The sequence below is a fragment of the Tsukamurella paurometabola DSM 20162 genome, assembly GCF_000092225.1.
In the GTDB taxonomy this organism is placed as follows: Bacteria; Actinomycetota; Actinomycetes; order Mycobacteriales; family Mycobacteriaceae; genus Tsukamurella; species Tsukamurella paurometabola.
On sequence record NC_014158.1, the window covers coordinates 2,724,049 to 2,742,074 of the forward strand.

An 18,026-nucleotide genomic window follows, 5' to 3' on the forward strand; every position below is an offset into this window, starting at 1 on the left:
TTCCGGGCCCGGTCACGCCGCGCTCGATTCGGTGGCCTGGCTGCCGGCTATCTCCTGGTACGTGGGACAACTCGCCATCAGTTCGGTGTGAGTACCCAGCCCGACAACGGCGCCGTCCTCGAGGACCAGGATCTTGTCGGCGCCCGCGATCGTCGAGATACGTTGTGCCACGACGAAGACGGTGGATTCGCGGGTATGCGGCGCGAGTGCGGCCCGCAGTTTGGCGTCGGTTGCCAGATCGAGTGCCGAGAAGCTGTCGTCGAACAAGTACACGGCGGGCCGGGAGACCAGCGCACGAGCGATGGCGAGTCGCTGCCGTTGCCCGCCGGAGACATTGGTGCCTCCCTGGGCGATCGGTGCGTCCAGGCCCCCCATCTCGGTGACGAAGTCGGCCGCCTGAGCAATGGTCAGCGCCTCGTACAGCTGTTCATCGGTGGCGTCGGGATCGCCATAGCGCAAGTTGGTGGCGACGGTTCCGCTGAACAGATAGGGGCGCTGTGGCACCAGACCGATGTGGCCCCACAGCGCGTCCGGTCGGATGTCGGTGATGTTCACCCCGTCGTAGCGGACGGCGCCGCCGGTCACATCGAACAGCCTGGCCAGCAAGTTGATCAGCGTCGTCTTACCTGCACCGGTGGAGCCGATCACGGCCACGGTCTCTCCCGGCGTTGCGGTGAGGTTGATCTCGCGGAGCACGGGCGCCTCCGCACCGGGGTAGGTGAGCGAGACCCGGTCGAGTTCGACGTTGCCGGTGATCCGTTGCAGTGCTGCCGGATTCGCGGGCGGCGCCACGGTCGGCTCGGTATCGAGGACCTCGGTGATGCGGTCGGCCGCGACGGAGGCGCGGGGCACCATCATCACCATGAACGTGGCCATCATGACGGACATGAGTATCTGCATCATGTACTGCATGTAGGCGGTGACCTCGCCGATCTGGGCGCTGCCGTCGGAGATCAGACGCGAGCCGAACCACCACACCGCCACGGTCGAGAGGTTGAGCACCAGCATCACCCACGGGAACATGACGGCCATCAGTCGCATCACCCGGATGCTGGAGGCGGTGAGCGCGGAGTTCGCCTCCTCGAACCGCTCCCGCTCGATGGGCTCGCGAACGAACGCGCGGATCACCCGGGCACCGGAGAGCTGTTCGCGCAGCACCCGGTTCACCGCATCGAGCCGGGTCTGCACCTGGCGGAAGCCCGGGATCATCTGCGCGATCACCACGCCGAGCACCGCCACCAGCAGAGGCACGGCGACCACCATGAGCCAAGACAGTTGCGTGTTCTCCCGAACCGCCATGATGACGCCACCCACAGCCATGAAGGGGGCCTGAATCATCATCGATAGCGTCATCAGCACCAGGAGCTGGACCTGCTGGACGTCGTTGGTCGTGCGAGTGATCAGTGAGGCCGCACCGAATTTCGCCACCTCGCGGCCGGAGAAGCCGCCGACGGTGTCGAACAGAGCGCCGCGGGTGTCACGACCGAAGGCCATCGAGGTGCGGGCACCGAAGTAGGTGGCGCCGGCGCGGCGACCACCTGAAGCAGAGTGACCGCCAGCATGATGGCACCCATCCGCCAGATGTATCCGGTGTCGCCCGGAGTGACTCCGAGGTCGACGATCTTGGCGTTGATCGAGGGCAACGCGAGATTGGCGATGACGCTGACCAATTGGAAGGCGGCGACGGTCCACAACCACGGAGCGTAGGGCCGCAGGCGGCCCGCGATGAGTCGGATGAGGGTCACTGAGGGGTCCTGTCGGCTGTGGCGGCTGGGCGGGCTGAGATTCCGTCGAGGAGCACGTCCACGATGCGGCGGGGAGTGAGGGTCGCCCCCTCACTGATGTGCGGGTGACTACCAGAGAACGTGAGTAGGCGCAGCAGATGGATGGCCTCTTCCGGGGTCACGCTGAGTTGATCGGCATCGTCGCCGATCACGCCGCGCAAACGGGCCATCAGCGCGGGGCCGCCCTCGCGGGCTTTGCGGCGGGCGTCGATGTCGCGGGTGTGCGGCGGTGTGACGATGCCGAGCGCATCCATGAGGCCGAAGATGCGCTGGAACCGCTGCTGAACGAGGTCGGTGAACCGGTACAGGCGCTCGCGCAGCGGCAGCGCGGAATCGATCGCGTCGATCTGGTCGAGAAGGTCGTCGGGAGCGAAACTCTCGACCATTACGGCATCGAGCAGCGCCTCCTTGGAGTCGAAGACACGGAAGATCGTGCCCTCCGCGACGCCGGCATGCTGCGCGATCTGCTTGGTGGTGGGGACGGTGCCGTACTCCAACAGGGCGTCGCGAGTCGCGGCGATGAGCGCCGCCCGCCGCTCGTCGGGCGGCAGATGCGGCGCGCGCGGACGGATGTCGTGAGCGGCGGGCACGATGCCGAGAGTACAGAAATGAGTGGGCGCTCACAACTGCTTTTCGCCGCCCGCAAACCGGTGTACCCAATGTCCGTTTCCGGCTGCGTCCCTGGGGAATCGACCCGCCGCTAGCCGAGTAGGTCGGCCAGGGCACCGTCGATGCGCGGGTGCCGGAAAACGAATCCCGCAGCGGGAAGCACTGCCGAGGTCGCGTGCCTACCGGTGAGTCCGAGGGCGGGGTCACTGCGCATCGCGATCGCGCCGACGGCCAGCACCGGCGCGGGCGTCGGCGGAGCGGGCGGGCGGTGCAGGTGCCGACGGAGCTCACGCATGAGTTCAGCGTTGCGCACGGGGTGCGGCGCCGCGGCGACCACCACACCATCCGGCAGATCCACCCCGGTTCGATCCCGAGACCGGCCCGAATGAGCGCGAGCCAGTCGTCGATGTGGATCCAACTGAACCACTGGCGGCCGTCACCGAGCGAACCGCCGAGGAAGGCGCGGGCCACGCCCACCATCCGCGCCAACGCCGGAGATTCCGTATCGAGGACGATCGATGTGCGAACGACGCTGAGCCGCCCGGCATTCGCGTCGGCGACGGCCTCCTCCCACGGGCGGGCGACGCCGGTCATCTGCGGTAGGCCAGGGTCGGGCAGCGCAGTCCCCTCGGTGCAGCGCTCCTCCCCCGCGTCGCTCCAGATCGCGGTGGTGCTCGCCTGGATCCAGCACGCGACCGGTCGCTCGGCGGACGCCTGCACCAGGGCGCGAGTGGCGTCCACGCGGCTGGACGTCAGGGCTGCGATGTTCGCCGCGGTCGGGCGACAGTCGACCAGCTTCCCCGCGAGGTTGATCACCGCGGTGTCCGGCTGCTCCAGAACCGCGGCCCACGGCCCGACACGCCGCCCGTCCCAGGTGACCTGCGGGTGCGGAATGTCGCCCCGAATCGAACGGGTGACGATGGTGACATCGTGGCCTCGGCAGGTGAGATCCGCGGCGATACGGCGGCCGAGGGAGCCGCTGCCGCCCGCGATCACCACATGGAGTCGGCGTTCCGCGCGCGGCGGCCCGGCGAGGCGCGCGAGGCGGGCGAGGTTCTCGTCGGCGTGGGCGGCGAACCGGCGGCCGATCAGGCGGTCGTAGAGCGGTCCCGACGGTCCGTCGACGGTGACGGTCTGCACCACCTCGGTGCCACCGTCGACCGGGACGAGGTCCCACCTGAGCGTCGTGGCGGCGGCTCGATGATCCTGCGCGACCGCCAGGGTCCGAACGGGCTCGAACGCGGTGACGCGCACGGGCGAGGCGAACCGGCGGCGTACCCAGTCGCCCGGCACAGCCGGGGTCCAGTCGAATTCCGCGCCGAGCGCAGCCGGTCCGGCGGCCGTCACGGATTCGACGAAGGGCTGCCAATACGGCAGCCGCCCGAGATCGGCGACGACCTCCCAGATCGCCTCGGGCGCAAGTGCGATGAATCTCCTCATACGATGCTGTGTCCCCATATCGTCGACGCTAGTTCGCGATCGCAGAGAATCAATGCGCTTAATCGGAGATCATTCTCACATTGTGAGATGCCACGCGGCGCTCAATGACTCCACGGGTACCGAGCCGCAGCGCCTCAGGCCGGTGGGACGGAACCGTCGTCCGCACCCGGTTCGGCGCGGTCGGTGAACGACGGAAGCAGGGGCGCCACGGCGAAGACGCCGCCGCCGTCGGGCACCACCTGCACCGCCCGCACACCCGACCCGGAGGCGGCGGTACGCAGCGCATCACCGGTGCCGTACACCACGATCCCCACGACCGCGGGGACGCCGGCCCGCAGCCGCGCCGCGGAGACGCGGGCGATCGCCGCGCCGCGCTCTCCCGGCGCCACGAGCGACGGAACCGCATACGCGGCAAGCTCGTTCACCGCGGCGATACCGGCGGCGCTCTGACCGGTCGGCACCGGCACCGTCGGGGTCTGCACACCGGGGATCGGGACCCGCACCAGCACCCGCCCGATCCGTTCCATGCCCGCAGCCGCGCCGTACCGGCGCCACACCTCCTCGGTCGACCACGCGGTCGCAGGGGAGATCAGTGCCCACCGACCCTCACCGGACGGGGCCGCCGCAAGAGTCTCGGCGGCCTTCCTCAGGTACACCTCGATCGACTGGCTCGCTTCGGGACCGAGACGGTCGTCGGAGATGCGGGTGACCGGCGGCGCGGTGACCGAGCCCAGCCAATAGGCCAGCACCACGGCGACCGCGGCCACCGCCGCGACGGGCGCCCAGGTACGGGTCACGCGTCCCGCAGGACGTCCAGCGCGTGCTGCAGATCGTCGGGATAGGGCGAGGTGAACTCGACGTACTCCCCCTTCGTGGGGTGCGTGAAGCCGAGCGTGCGAGCGTGCAGCCACTGCCGCTCCAGGCCCAGCTTCTTCGCCAGCACCGGGTCCGAGCCGTAAGTCTGATCACCGCAGCACGGGTGGTGCAGGGCCGCGAAGTGCACGCGGATCTGGTGGGTGCGTCCCGTCTCCAGGTGCACGTCCAGCAGGGTCGCGGCCTGGAATGCCTCGATCGTGTCGTAGTGCGTGATCGACGGCTTACCGTCCTTGGTGACCGCGAACTTCCAGTCGGAGCTGCGGTGCCGGCCGATCGGCGCGTCGATGGTGCCCGACATCGGATCCGGGTGTCCCTGCACCAGAGCGTGATAGCGCTTATCGACGGTGCGCTGCTTGAACGCCCGCTTGAGCACCGTGTATGCGCGCTCGGAGACGGCGACCGCCATCACACCGGAGGTACCCACGTCGAGGCGGTGCACAATGCCCTGTCGCTCCGGGGCACCGGAGGTGGAGATCCGGAAACCGGCGGCGGCGAGGCCGCCGATCACCGTCGGGCCGGTCCAGCCGACGGAGGCGTGCGCGGCGACCCCGACGGGCTTGTCCACGACCACGATGTCATCGTCGGAGTAGAGGATGTTCATCCCCGGCACCGGCTCGGCGACGATCTCCAAGGGCCGCGCCGGCTCGGGCAGCGTCACATCGAGCAGGGCACCGGCGCGCAGCTTGTCGGACTTGCCGACCGGCGCACCGTCGAGCGTGACCGAGCCCTCGGCAGCGAGTTCGGAGACCACGGTGCGGGACAGGCCCAGGAGGCGGGCGACGCCCGCGTCGACCCGCAGGCCGTCGAGCCCGTCGGGGACCGGCATGGTGCGCGACTCACGCATCGGCGGCCTCCTCACTGGTGACCTTCTTCTGCCCGAAGCCCTCGTACGGGTCCTTACCGAACAGGGTGAGCCCGACCAGGAGCACCGCGCCGGTGGTGATCGCGCAGTCGGCCGTATTGAACACCGGGAACCAGTCGCCCACCGAGAAGAAGTCGATCACATGGCCCCGGAACACACCCGGTGCCCGGAAAATCCGGTCGGTGAGATTACCGAGCGCACCGCCGAGCACCAGCCCCAGGCCGACAGCCCACGGAATGGACGTGAGCTTGGACCCCATCCGCACGATCCACACCACCACGCACACCGCGACGAGTGTGAGCACCCAGGTGTAGCCGGTGGCCATCGAGAACGCGGCGCCGGGATTCTTGATGAAGATCAGGCTGAACGGGCCGAACACCTGGATCCGCTCGCCGTATTCCATGTTGCGCACGGCGTAGGTCTTGGCGGCGATATCGATCAGCCACGCCGCGACCGCGATCACCGCGAGCACGATCCGCGGGTCGCGGTACCAGCTCCTGGTCTCGGTTGGGCTCGAATCCATGTTCTCCATCATCCACTACGGTGGCGGTGTGCATGGCAGGCGGTTACAGGTGGTGGCGGCGCTCGGAGCGGTCGCGGTGGCTTCGGCCGCCTGCGGTTCGTCGGACGGCGGCGCCGGCCCCTCCTCCGCGGCGCCCGAGGCGACCTCGCACGCGGCACCCGCCCCGTCGGCGGGATGCGCCGCCGCGGCACCGGCGATGCCGGCGAACGCCGCCACGATCGACGTGCCGCAGGCCGCGATCACGCTCGAACAGGCGGGCGAAGGGGCACAGCGCACCGTCGCATTGCGCCCTACTGCGACAGCCGCGACCAGCCTGTTCACCAACTCCCTCCAGGTCTCCATGGTCTCGGGTGAGCAGCCCTCGGGCGGCAACCGCGACGTGACGCTCCCCTTCACCTCGCAGCCGACGTGCGCCGATCCGCTGGACGTGGTGCTGTACTTCGGCGCCCCCACATCGACCGATGCGGCGTTGACCAAGGCGCTCGCCGGGCAGCAAGGACATATCGCCCGGGTGAAGCTGACGGCCGGCGGCGAGGTCCGCTCATTCACCATCGCGGCACCTCCGGGCATCTCGACCGAGGCGCAGGCGACCTTCGAGCAGGCACTGCTACAGACTTTCCTCCGCATGATCCCGCTGCCCGCCGAGCCGGTGGGAACAGGCGCGACGTGGACCTCGATCCGCAAAATCCGCGCGGACAGCGACCTGACCCAGACCATGAAGGTGACGCTCGGCGGCACCGTCGAGAGCCCGGTCCTGACCGCCGTGGTCGATGAGGAACCCGACGGCGACGTCTTCCGGGTCCCGGGCAGCAGCACCACCTTGACCATTGAGAGCTACACCATGGCGGGCAAGGGCTCGGCGACGATCGACCCGGCACGCGCCTTCCCCGTGGACGGCGGGGTGCAGTTGGAAGGCGGCCGCACCCTGGTCGGCGACGACCCGTCGCGCAAGCTCACGCAGAAGACCGGGGCCATCTCCCGGTGGACGCCGGCCTAGTTCTCAGCCACACGACGGCGCGCTGCGCCCCACCTGGGCGACGATGTCGCACGCGTAATCGCGCTGCAGTTTCCAGGTGTCCTCGAAGACGAAGGTGGCGTAGGCGGTCTGATTGGCGCCGCCCACCAGACCGGACACCGGCGCCTTGGACAGTCCCGGCTGTTCCAGGACGGGCTTGCCGATGTGCCAGGTGAATTGCGGGTTGCTCTGCCGCAGGCGGACCAGCTCGTCGAACAGCGGCGCGTCAGCGTCGGTGGCGCCCTGAACCAAGTCGACCTTCGCCGTCGATGGCACGTTCGGGTCGACTGCCCGCTCCAACATCGCCTCGATCTGGGCGGCCGACGGCGCCCGATCCGCGGTCGTCGACGGCGCCTCGGCCACGGTGGCGAGTGTGGTCGTCATCATCGGACTGGGTGGCGCATCGGCGTTCTCGCTGGCGCACCCGCCGATCAGGCCGGCGACGGCGATGACGGGCACCAGCACGGTCCGTGTGGCCGACATCGAATCACCTCCTGTTCCTCGTCCGGCGCCTCCACTATGCCAAGCAGCCGCGGCCCCGTCGACGCGGCGTGCGACACCGGGGCGAAGTTTGACTCAGCAGCAACGGACCCGCAAAGCTGCTCCCATGGTGGAAGTGGTCGTGCTCGCCGCAGGCGGCACCATCGCCAGTCGCGACGACGGCTCAGGCACCGCAGTGGCGGCCGATTCGGGTGCCGACCTGGTCGCTTCGGTGCCCGGCGGCGTCGGTGATGTGGCGGTGACGGTGCGCGACGTGGCGACGGTGGACAGCTCCGCGCTCACGCTCGAACAGCTCGACGCGATCCGCGAGGCCGTCGCACACGCCCTGGAATCACCCGACGTGGCGGGTGTGGTGGTGACGCACGGCACGGACACGATGGAGGAGACCTCATTGCTGGTCGACCTCTCGCACAGCGATCCGCGGCCCGTGGTGTTCACCGGTGCCCAGCACGCCGCTGACTCCCCCGAGGCCGACGGTCCGGCGAACCTGGCCGAGGCGATCGCCGTCGCCGCCGACCCACAGCACCGGGGGCTCGGGGTGCTGCTGTCGTTCGCGGGCCACGTCCAGACGGTGCGCGGGCTCGCCAAGGTCTCCACCGTGGCGCCGCAGCCCTTCGAGGGCGGACTGTCGGTCGCGGAGCTCGCGGGCACCGCACCGAACCGGCTGCTGACCAAGCCGATGCCGGTGGCCGGGGTGCGGGTGGACATCGTCGCCTCCTATCCGGGCGCCGACGGTGCGCTGATCGACGCGGCCGTGGCCGCCGGGGCCGACGGAATCGTCCTGATCGGTACCGGAAGCGGCAATACGACGGTGGCGCTGGCCGATGCGGTGCGGCGCGCGATCGCGGGTGGTGTCACCGTGGTGGTGTCGACGCGGGTGTGTTCCGGCGAGGTGGATGCCGGCTACGGCGGCGGGGGCGGTGCAGCGGATCTGGTGGCGGCCGGGGCCGTCATGTCGCGCAGACTGCGGCCGGGGCAGGCGCGGATCGTGTTGCTCGCGCTGCTCGCGGCGGGGGTGGGACCACGGTGGATCGCGGCGTACCTGGGACGCTGAGCCCGACAGGCACTAGTCGAAGGTGAATCCGAAGCCGCGACGTTTCGGTTTCGCCGACGCCTCGGACGCCTCGGGCGACCTCGACTCGGATGCCGCCGACTCGGGTGTTGCGGACTCGGGTGCCGATTCCGCGAGGGGACGCCGCCAGTCCATGTCGACGACCTTGATCCGGTTACCGGTGTCGCCGTCCCACTCGTAGCGCAGGCCCTGCTCGTCGAGGGCGGAGGTGATGATCCGCGCGAGATCGTCGAAGGTCTGCTCGTAGAACGCGTTGAGCTTCGTCTTGTCGGGATCGTTGCGGGCACGTTCGAATTCGACGGCCGCGATCGCCGGGGACGGTCCGAAGGATCCGTATCCCAAATACACACTGGCCTTGGCGTAGGCGAGGTCGAGGGCATCCTGCTGGGTGAAGTAGACATAGCCCCACTCGTCGGCGGTGCGCTCGAGTTCGATCTCGTCGTCGGCGCACGTGCGGCAGCAGGTGAAGCTGTGCCGCACAACGATTCCCTGTTCCGCGATCGCAGCGGACGCTGCGTCGAATCGTTCCCAGTCGCCCTGCCCTGCCGACCGGTCCAGGTGTGCCTGGTAGTTGGTGCGTGCGGTCTGCACGATTTCGTGCGCCTCGTCGGATGAGAGACCTGCCGCTTCCATGACACCCGTCGCGGATTCGGGGCTCAGATAACCTGGGTAGACCAGCATGGAAGCGGCCCGCAGACGATCGTCCGGCAGCACTCGCACTAACGTCCCGTACTGCAGGTACTCCGGCACCGTCGCGTTCTGTTGCAAAAACCCATTCCCCATGGGGTGCACGATAGCGGAGCGTGAATTGTTCTCGATGCAGCCAGGGTGGAGCGCTACCGTGGTGTCATGCCGGAGGAGTCGCGCCACATCAGCGTCGTGATCGAGCGGCCCGCGCTGGAGGTGTATGCCTACGCGCGGCAGCCCGAGAACCTGCCGCGGTGGGCGGCGGGACTGGCGACCGGGGTTCGTCACGACGGCGACGATCTGATCACCGACTCCCCCATGGGTGAGGTGCGGGTGCGGTTCGCCAATGACAACGAGTTCGGCGTACTCGACCACGAGGTCACGCTTCCCGACGGCACCGTCGTGCACAACCCACTCCGGGTGATCCAGCACCCCGAGGGCGCGGAGGTTCTGTTCACCGTGCGTCGCCTCGGAGCGAGCGCCGAGGACTTCGAGCGTGATTGCGCGACCGTGCGATCCGATCTTGAGCGCCTACGCGAGCTGCTGACCTCCGGGGATTGATCGTCGGGCCGGCGGGCGGATCGACGTGCGCGCAAGGCCTTTCGCATCGTGATGACGGTTCGTCACGGTCGGAATGATGGATAGAATATACATTCTATTGTGTTTCCGATAATCGAACGCTCGGGTATGCTGGAGGAAGCGGGAGGAGGTGCGATGACCAGCTCATCAGCGGACTATCTGGATGCACTCGCCTCTTTCGAATGCGCGGCCGAGCGCCTGGCGCAGCTGGATCCCGTGATGCTCGACTCTCAGGAACTCCTGGGTGCGCTCGGCCGCCTGGAAGTCGCTGCACGCCGAATCCCGTACGCGCAGAACCTCCTGGCGCAGGTCGGCGTCGAGCAGAGCCTGCCCGGCCGGCTCGGCTACACGGGTATGAAGGAGTTGCTCATCGACCAACTCCGTCTGGCGGGCACGGAGGCCCGCGACCGGATCCATGGCGCACGCTCCCGTGTGCCGCAGCACAATCGTGCCCTGCCGCCGGAACCGCGGTACGCCCTGGCCGCCGCCGCACAGCGGGCCGGAGAGATCTCCGAGCGGCATGCCCTCACGATCGAGCGGGTGTTCGCCGGATGCCGCAAGGCGCTCAACGGCGACGACGCCCAGATCCTCGAGGACATCCTCGTCACCGCAGCGAAAGACGTGACACCCGAGGAGGTCTCCACGATCGGCCGCCGCGCGATCGACCTCATCGATCCCGACGGTGCCGAGCCCAAGCCCGATGTGGCGGCCCGGGCCCGAGGCCTCCACATCAGTGCCCAGGACGACGATCTGATGACCGAGCTCGACGGCACGATCACTCCCGAGTGCCGTGCGCTGATCGAGGTGGTGCTGGAGAAGTTCGGACGGCCCGGCGTGAACAACCCCGCCGACGCCGGCTCTCCGGTCGACACCGCCGACCAGGCCGCACTGAACGCCGCCGCGGACCGCGACAGCCGGAGCCTCGCGCAGCGCAATCACGATGCACTCGTCACCGCGTTGCGTATTGCCATCGGATCGGGAGGATTGGGGCAGCACCGCGGTCTGCCCTGCGTCCCGATCATCACCGTGGCGATCGATCAGCTCGAATCCGAGGCCGGGGTCGCCACCACCGCCACGGGCGGCCGGATGCCGGTGCCGGATGCGCTGCAGATGATGGGCGCCAACCCGAAGTACGTCCGGGTTCTGGACCTGGCATCGCGACCACTGCACCCTGGGCCGGGAGAAACGTCTGGCATCGACAGATCAGCGGATCGCGCTGTACGGATCCGAGAAGGGCTGCACCGCAACGGGTTGCGATGCTCCCGCCACTCGCTGCCAGGTGCACCACATCACCGAGTGGGCGGACGGCGGCGCCACCGACATCACGGGACTCACCCTCGCGTGCGATGCCCACCACGGCAAGGTGACTCCCGGCACCCGCGACTTTCCCCGAGGCTGGGAGACGATCACCGTCCGCGACGGGGAGTACGCGGGCCGCACCGGCTGGCGCCGCACCGCGGATCCGTCGCAGGACCATCGCACGAACCACAGGCACCACCCCGACGAGCTGTATCGAGAAGCCCTCCAACGCTGGCGCCACCACCACGAGAAGTTCCTCCAGGTGTGGCGCGACGAGGATCGTCGCGTGCAGTACGAGAGTTTCATCGGCTCGATCCACGACGACATCGCAGCGATCCTCGACGGCCCCAACGGGCCACCGATCCTCGAGACCCTGCTCGCGGAACACGATGCCGACAACGCCTGGCGGCCCTGTGAATCCCCGGCGCCTCCTCTCGCAGCCGCGTGAGCGTCGCGACGGACCGTCGTCAGTCCTCGTCGTCGGTCCGCAGGTGCTCGGCGGGCCAATCCAGCGAGTCCAGGGGGTCGGCTTCGCGGAGATCGGGATCGTCGGCACGGAAACTGCGCATCCGGCCGGGACCGGACTCCCGAGTCTCGAAGCGAACACTGAGCACCCCGTGCCCCGCACCCTGCACCCAGCCGTGCCCGAACTCCGGGTGGCGCACGTCCATTCCCGTCCGCCAGCCCACGACGGGTTCGGCGGCATCGTCCGTGGTTTCGACCACGTCGGCACCGTCGGCCACCACCGGCGCCGCCTCCGCGGCGGGCGCCTCATCGCCGAACAACGTGAACTGCTCCACACTGCTCAGGCCCGAGAAGCCGACACCCACCAGGCGCAGGCCGCCGATCTCCACCGGATCCAGCGCCAGCCGCTGTGCGGTCGCGGTGAGCACGGCCGCGTCGGTCGTCGCCGACGGCAACGTCGCGGACCGGGTCAGGATCGACATGTCCGACCGCTTCAGCTTGAGCACCACGGTCCGTGCTCCGCGCCCGTCCTTGCGCAACCGGCGCACCGCGTGCTCGGCGCTGCGATCGATCTCGCGGCGCAGCGCATTCATCGTGGTCACGTCGACCTCCAGCGTGTGCTCGGCGCTGATCGACTTGGCCCCCGTACGCGTCTCGATCGGCCGGTCGTCCTGACCCCGCGCCAACCTATGCAGCGCCGGGCCCAGCGTGACACCCAATACCGACACCACCTCGACCTCGCTCATCGCCGCGAACTGTCCGATGGTCTCGATCCCCAACCGCGACAACCGCTCCCCCGCCACCGGACCGATCCCCCACAGCTTGCGCACCGGGAGCGGATACAACACCGTCTCCTGCGCGGCGGGCGGGATCACCGACACCCCGTCGGGCTTGGCGAGACCCGATGCGATCTTCGCCGCCTGTTTCCCCGCGCCCGCCCCGACCGACGCGATGAGTCCCGTCGCCGCACGGATCCGCGCGCGCAACTCCTCGGCGAAGGCCACCACCTCGGCCGAGGATGCCCCCGCCAGCTCGGCGGGCTCGCCGAAGGCCTCGTCGAAAGACAACGTCTCGACCACGGGAATCAGTTCACGCACCGTGGCGAACACCCGGCGACTCACCGTCCCGTACAGGGCGCCGCGAGGCGGCAACACCACCGCGGGAGCGCCGACCAGCCTGCGCGCCTGATGCATCGGCATCGCGGACCGGGCGCCGTAGACCCGCGCCTCATAGGAGCACCCTGCGACCACACCCCGGCCGCCGAGCCCGCCCACCAGCACGGGACGCCCGCGCAGGGTGGGTCGGGTCAGCTGCTCACAGGACGCGAAGAACGCGTCCATGTCGAAATGCAGCACCCACCGGGCGCTGGCATCAGACGCGGGTGAGCCGGCCTCGGACACCATCGCCCAGATCCACACTGTCGGGCGCAGCACCATCCAGAGCGGCGAACTCCAGCGACGTGGCCAGCACCTCACCCGCGATCAGATCCTTGTGGGTCTGCGCGGCTGCCAGGTGCTCGGCCGGCACGTCCAGGACCAGAGAGATCCGGTCGCTCACATCGAGCCCCGCGGTGCGCCGCGCCTCCTGCAGCTCACGGATGCGGTCCTTGGCCCAGCCCTCGGCCTCCAACTCGTCGTCCACCGACAGATCGAGCACCACGAGCCCGGCACCGTCGGGCAGCTCCGCGGTGGAGTCGGGCGCGGCGGCGACCAGCTTGCGCGTGTACTCGCCATCCTGCAGGGCGATGCCCGCGGCGGTCACGACCCCGTCGGCCACGGTGTAGTCGCCGGACTTCACGGCCTTGATCACCGTCTGCACGTCCTTGCCCAGACGCGGGCCCGCGGCACGCGCGTTCACGGCGATCTCGACCCGGCCGTACCGATCGGCATCGGAGGAGACCTGCACGTCGCGGACATTCACCTCGTCGGCGATGATCGACGCGAACGGGGCGAGCTTCTCCGCCTCCGGCCCGGCCACCGTCAGCGAATGCAGCGGCAATCGCACGCGCAGCTTGTTCGCCTTGCGCACCGACGACGCCACGGAGCAGACGTCGCGCACCTCGTCCATCGCCGCGACCAGCTCGGGGTCCGCCGGCAGGTCCGTCTCCGAAGGCCAATCGGTCAGGTGCACCGACTCGCCGCCCGTGAGGCCGCGCCACATGGCCTCCGTGGCCATGGGGAGCAGCGGCGCCGCCAGCCGGCAGACCGTCTCCAGCACGGTGTAGAGCGTGTCGAAGGCACCGTCGTCCGCGCCGTCCCAGAACCGGGCCCGCGAGCGACGCACGTACCAATTGGTCAGCGCGTCGACGAACAGTCGCAGCTCCTCGCAGGCGTCGGCGATGTTGCACGTGTCGAGCGCCTCGGTCATCGCGTCGCGGGTCTGCGCCAGCTTCGCGAGGATGTACCGGTCCAACACGTCCTCGGAGTCCGTGCGCCAGGTGGCCGGCTTCTCCGCGTACAGCTGCAGGAACGAGTAGGCATTCCACAGCGGCAGCAGCGTCTGCCGCACGCCGTCGCGGATGCCCTGCTCGGTGACCACCAGGTTGCCGCCGCGCAGGATGGGCGAGGCCATGAGGAACCAGCGCATGGTGTCGGAGCCGTCGCGGTTGAACACCTCGTTGACATCGGGGTAGTTCCGCTTGCTCTTCGACATCTTCAGCCCGTCGTGGCCGAGCACGATGCCGTGCGCCGCGACCGTGCGGAAGGCGGCGCTGTCGAACAGCGCCGTCGCCAGCACATGCAGGTTGTAGAACCAGCCCTTGGTCTGGCCGTTGTACTCGACGATGAAGTCGCCCGGGAAGTGGCTGTCGAACCACTCCTGGTTCTCGAACGGGTAGTGCACCTGCGCGAAGGGCATCGAGCCCGATTCGAACCAGCAGTCCAGCACCTCGGGAACGCGGTGCATGGTCGACTTCCCGGTCGGGTCGTCCGGGTTCGGCCGGGTCAGCTCGTCGATGTAGGGGCGGTGCAGGTTCGTCGGGCGCACGCCGAAGTCGCGCTCCAGCTCGTCGAGCGAGCCGTAGACGTCGACGCGCGGGTACTGCGGATCGTCGGACACCCACACCGGGATGGGAGCTCCCCAGTACCGGTTGCGGCTGATGTTCCAGTCGCGCGCGCCCTCGACCCACTTGCCGAACTGGCCGTCACGGATGTGCGCTGGGTTCCACGTGATGGCCTGGTTCAGCTCCAGCATGCGCGGGATGATCTTGGTGACCTCGACGAACCACGAAGGCACCGCCATGTAGATCAGCGGCTGGCCCGAGCGCCACGAGTGCGGGTAGCTGTGCTCGATGGTCTCGTGGCGCAGCAGCCGGCCCTTGGCCTTGAGGTCCTTCGCGATGACCGGATTCGCGTCGAAGACCTGCAGGCCCTCGTAATCCGGTACGGCCGAGGTGAACTTGCCGCCCGGGTCCAGCGGCTGCACGACTTCGATGCCGTACTTGCCGGTGGCGAGGTCCATGTCCTCCTCACCGAAGGCCGGCGCGAGGTGCACCACGCCGGTGCCGGAGTCGGTGGTCACGTAGTCGGCGAGCAGCGTCACGTGCGCCTTGGGGTGACCGGCGAAGAAGTCGAAGGGCGGCTCGTACGCCGCGTACTCCAACTGCCGACCCTTGTAGGTGCCCTTCACCTCGGGCGATTCGCCCAGCTCACGGGCGTAGTGCCCGAGCCGCGCCTCGGCGAGCAGGTAGTGCTTGCCGTCCTGGCCGACGACGTGCACGTAGTCCAGATCGGGGTGCACGGCGATGGCGAGGTTCGAGGGCAGCGTCCACGGCGTGGTGGTCCAGATCAGGGCCTCGACACCGTCGAGCGCCTCCAGCGAGGTGCCCTTCGTGCGCAACGGCATCCCGACGGTGACCGCCGGGTCCTGCCGCATCTTGTAGGCGTCGTCGAGCTTGCTCTCCTGGTTCGACAGCGGCGTCTGCTCGTACCAGGAGTACGGCAGCACGCGGTACCCCTGGTAGATCAGGCCCTTCTCGTGGAGGGTCTTGAACGCCCACATGACCGACTCCATGAAGTCCAGGTCGAGCGTCTTGTAGTCGTTGTCGAAGTCCACCCAGCGGGCCTGGCGGGTGACGTACTGGCGCCACTCCTCGGTGTAGCGCAGCACCGAGGTGCGGCAGTAGTCGTTGAACTTCTCCACGCCCATGGTCTCGATCTCGGACTTGTCCTTGATCCCCAGCTGGCGCTCGGCCTCGAGCTCGGCGGGCAGGCCGTGGGTGTCCCAACCGAACCGGCGGTCCACCTTCTTGCCGCGCATCGTCTGGTAGCGCGGGACGAGGTCCTTGACGTAGCCGGTCAGCAGGTGGCCGTAGTGCGGAAGTCCGTTGGCGAAGGGCGGACCGTCGTAGAAGACGAACTCCTCCGCGTCGGCGCGGTTCGCGATCGTCTTCCGGAAGGTGTCGTTCTCGGCCCAGTACGCGAGGACACGCTCCTCGAGGTCGGGGAACGACGGTGCACCGGTCCGTGCGGGTGCACCCGCGTCGACCGTCATGTCCACCTGGGGATAGGGGCGCTTGTCGCTCACTGCGATTCTCCTCGTGCCGTGTACTACCAGCACGGGGACGATGCCCGACCTGTTGTCGGTGACCGCGGTACCACCCCGCTTGCGCCGCACGCTCCGGATTCCGGGCGGGTGGCGCCGCTCTTTCACGGGCTGTGACGGGCCCGCCCGTCCGGTTCTACTGGGGCGCCAGGCGCCTGTTCTTCCGGATGCTCCCCGGTGATGGCCGGATCGACGCAGTATCAGAATAACGCTACTTCGTGCCGGGTTCTTCCGGCGGCTCCCATTCGGCGCCCCACGCACGCTCGACCTCGATCTGCGGGATCTGGTCGGTCATGTCGGGGTCGTACCGGCCGGGCGCGAACAGGCCTCGGGTCGAATCGTCGTCGGTGTCGGCGGCCGACTCGTGGGACCACTGCTGGCCGCCGATCGAGAACTTCCCGGTGGGCGGCTCGGAGTCGTCGTCGGCCGCGACGTCGTGATGGCCGAACTCCTCGTGGCCGACGGTGGCCGCCTCGCGGGCCGCATCGTCGTCACCACCGGCGATGCGGGGCACCACCTGGGTGATCTCCGTGTCGGCGACGTCATCGCCGGTCGTGACGGCGGGATCGGCGACCACGCCCGACGCCGACGCGACCGCGGGCGGGTCGTTCGCCGACACGTCGCCCGGGTCCGTGGCCGCAGCCTCATCAGCATCCGCGTCACCCGGTGACCAGGCGGGCGCCTCGTCGTCGCCGAGACGTTGCGCGACACTTTTGTCGCGATCGGCGCGGCGGTAGGTCAGGACGTCGATGAGCAGCAGGACGACGCCGATGACCGAGACCACGACACACGCGATGGCGAGCCACAGATTGCCCGTCACCAGGGCGACGATCAGCAGGACGAACCCGACGATCGTCGCCCCCAGCGCGGCTAACAGCATCCGTTACGCCTTCTGGTGTCCGGGTGCGGCTACTTGAACGAGGGGTTGCCGCCCGAGCTGTTGCCCGGATCGTTGAAGTCACCGCCACGGCCCTGGCCGTGATCGACCGGCGCCGCGCTGCGCAGCGACTGCAGCTCCTCCAGCTGACCCTCGAGGTAGGTCTTGAGGCGGGTGCGGTACTCACGCTCATACGTCTTGAGCTGCTCGATCCGACCCTCCAGCACGGTGCGCTGCTGGTTGATGGTGGTCATGATCTCGGTGTGCTTCGACTCCGCCTCGGCCTGCAGTGCGTCGGAACGCTCCTGCGCCTGGCGAAGCTGGTTCTCCGAGCGGGTCTGCGCATCGGCCAGCAGCGCATCGGAGCGCTGGCGGGCGTCGGAGACCATCGCCTCGGACTTCTGCCGGGCGTCGGTGACCATCGCCTCGGACTGCGAACGCGCGTCGGAGACGAGCTTCTCCGCCTCGGACCGCGAGTTGTTGGTCAGACGGTCCGCGGTGTCCTGCGCCAGGGCGAGCACGCGGGCCGCACGGAGGTTGGCCTCTTCGTCGTTCGCGGGCGCCGCGGACTCCTGGACGGCCGGCGTGTTCGGCGACGCGAACGCGACGGTGCTGCCGGCGGACGGCTGTCCGCCACCGGACCGGGCCTCGGCGAGCTCGCGCTCGAGCTCGGCGTTGCGCTGCTGCAGGTCGTTGTTCTCCTCGGTCAGCCGAGCCAACTCGGTCTCGACCAGATCGAGGAACTGATCCACCTCGTCCTCGTTGTAGCCGCGCTTACCGATCGGCGGCTTACTGAACGCAACGTTGCGCACATCGGCGGGTGTCAGCTTCATAGGTCGTTTCCCCTCAAATCGGCTGCTCGACAGATCCCAAGTCACTCGGGCCAACACTGTAA

15 protein-coding genes and 3 pseudogenes are annotated in these 18,026 nt (G+C 68.9%); 5 read left to right on the forward strand and 13 right to left on the reverse strand.

Annotated features, from left to right (window positions below; translation table 11 throughout):
* Window positions 1-12 precede the first annotated feature (12 nt).
* From TPAU_RS13120 to lspA, 7 genes and pseudogenes are all read right to left on the reverse strand, one after another.
* Window positions 13-1,745 (reverse strand): annotated as a pseudogene (locus TPAU_RS13120) (ABC transporter ATP-binding protein).
* A complete protein-coding gene (locus tag TPAU_RS13125) occupies window positions 1,742-2,374 on the reverse strand; it encodes a TetR/AcrR family transcriptional regulator (protein ID WP_013127243.1) in 633 nt (210 codons plus the stop codon). The pseudogene TPAU_RS13120 and the gene TPAU_RS13125 overlap by 4 nt, the downstream one beginning before the upstream one ends.
* Before the next feature lie 110 nt (window positions 2,375-2,484).
* Window positions 2,485-2,751: a DUF1731 domain-containing protein gene (locus TPAU_RS23555; protein WP_245537793.1), complete on the reverse strand. Its 267-nt coding sequence runs from the start codon at window positions 2,749-2,751 to the stop codon at window positions 2,485-2,487.
* A gap of 341 nt (window positions 2,752-3,092) precedes the next feature.
* Window positions 3,093-3,851: pseudogene (locus TPAU_RS23560) on the reverse strand (SRPBCC family protein); the annotation flags it as partial.
* Between the two features lie 116 nt (window positions 3,852-3,967).
* Window positions 3,968-4,630 carry a hypothetical protein gene (locus TPAU_RS13135; RefSeq protein ID WP_013127244.1) on the reverse strand — a complete coding sequence of 221 codons (663 nt, stop codon included), beginning with the start codon at window positions 4,628-4,630 and terminating at the stop codon, window positions 3,968-3,970.
* Window positions 4,627-5,553, reverse strand: coding sequence for an RluA family pseudouridine synthase (locus TPAU_RS13140; RefSeq protein ID WP_013127245.1), 927 nt, complete (start codon window positions 5,551-5,553; stop codon window positions 4,627-4,629). Before TPAU_RS13140 ends, TPAU_RS13135 begins: the two co-directional genes overlap by 4 nt.
* Complete coding sequence (lspA, locus tag TPAU_RS13145) at window positions 5,546-6,094, reverse strand: signal peptidase II (RefSeq protein WP_013127246.1); 549 nt, start codon at window positions 6,092-6,094, stop codon at window positions 5,546-5,548. The genes TPAU_RS13140 and lspA overlap by 8 nt, the downstream gene beginning before the upstream one ends.
* Here lspA and TPAU_RS21945 point away from each other — a divergent pair.
* On the forward strand, window positions 6,093-7,091 hold the full coding sequence (locus tag TPAU_RS21945; protein ID WP_049825845.1) for a hypothetical protein: 999 nt from the start codon (window positions 6,093-6,095) through the stop codon (window positions 7,089-7,091). The two genes, lspA and TPAU_RS21945, sit on opposite strands and share 2 nt — an antisense overlap.
* A 3-nt stretch (window positions 7,092-7,094) precedes the next feature.
* Here TPAU_RS21945 and TPAU_RS13155 read toward each other — a convergent pair whose 3' ends face one another.
* Window positions 7,095-7,592, reverse strand: coding sequence for a WKL family lipoprotein (locus TPAU_RS13155; RefSeq protein ID WP_013127248.1), 498 nt, complete (start codon window positions 7,590-7,592; stop codon window positions 7,095-7,097).
* Between the two features lie 124 nt (window positions 7,593-7,716).
* Between TPAU_RS13155 and TPAU_RS13160 the strand changes: the two genes are divergently transcribed.
* A complete protein-coding gene (locus tag TPAU_RS13160) occupies window positions 7,717-8,664 on the forward strand; it encodes an asparaginase (RefSeq protein WP_013127249.1) in 948 nt (315 codons plus the stop codon).
* Window positions 8,665-8,676: 12 nt separating this feature from the next.
* On the opposite strand, the gene TPAU_RS13165 is transcribed toward TPAU_RS13160, so the two are convergent.
* Entirely contained in the window at window positions 8,677-9,465 is a 789-nt protein-coding gene (locus tag TPAU_RS13165) for a DUF6891 domain-containing protein (RefSeq protein ID WP_013127250.1), read from the reverse strand.
* Window positions 9,466-9,531: 66 nt separating this feature from the next.
* On the opposite strand from TPAU_RS13165, the gene TPAU_RS13170 reads away from it, so the two are divergent.
* The 3 genes and pseudogenes from TPAU_RS13170 to TPAU_RS23570 all read left to right on the forward strand — a co-directional run bounded on the left by TPAU_RS13170 (window position 9,532) and on the right by TPAU_RS23570 (window position 11,695).
* Window positions 9,532-9,930 (forward strand): SRPBCC family protein, encoded by a 399-nt coding sequence (locus TPAU_RS13170; RefSeq protein WP_013127251.1) that lies wholly within the window; start codon window positions 9,532-9,534, stop codon window positions 9,928-9,930.
* 237 nt (window positions 9,931-10,167) lie between these two features.
* Window positions 10,168-11,004 (forward strand): annotated as a pseudogene (locus TPAU_RS23565) (DUF222 domain-containing protein); the annotation flags it as partial.
* A 223-nt stretch (window positions 11,005-11,227) separates the two neighbouring features.
* Window positions 11,228-11,695, forward strand: a complete 468-nt coding sequence (locus TPAU_RS23570) for an HNH endonuclease signature motif containing protein (protein WP_049825847.1) — start codon at window positions 11,228-11,230, stop codon at window positions 11,693-11,695.
* A 19-nt stretch (window positions 11,696-11,714) separates the two neighbouring features.
* On the opposite strand, the gene TPAU_RS13180 is transcribed toward TPAU_RS23570, so the two are convergent.
* From TPAU_RS13180 to wag31, 4 genes are all read right to left on the reverse strand, one after another.
* Entirely contained in the window at window positions 11,715-13,115 is a 1,401-nt protein-coding gene (locus tag TPAU_RS13180; RefSeq protein WP_013127252.1) for a DNA polymerase IV, read from the reverse strand.
* Window positions 13,084-16,203 carry an isoleucine--tRNA ligase gene (gene ileS, locus TPAU_RS13185; protein WP_049825990.1) on the reverse strand — a complete coding sequence of 1,040 codons (3,120 nt, stop codon included), beginning with the start codon at window positions 16,201-16,203 and terminating at the stop codon, window positions 13,084-13,086. Before ileS ends, TPAU_RS13180 begins: the two co-directional genes overlap by 32 nt.
* Window positions 16,204-16,465: 262 nt before the next feature.
* Entirely contained in the window at window positions 16,466-17,134 is a 669-nt protein-coding gene (locus tag TPAU_RS21960) for a hypothetical protein (protein WP_013127254.1), read from the reverse strand.
* Between the two features lie 29 nt (window positions 17,135-17,163).
* On the reverse strand, window positions 17,164-17,964 hold the full coding sequence (gene wag31 / locus TPAU_RS13195) for a DivIVA-like cell division protein Wag31 (RefSeq protein ID WP_013127255.1): 801 nt from the start codon (window positions 17,962-17,964) through the stop codon (window positions 17,164-17,166).
* Window positions 17,965-18,026: the final 62 nt, after the last annotated feature.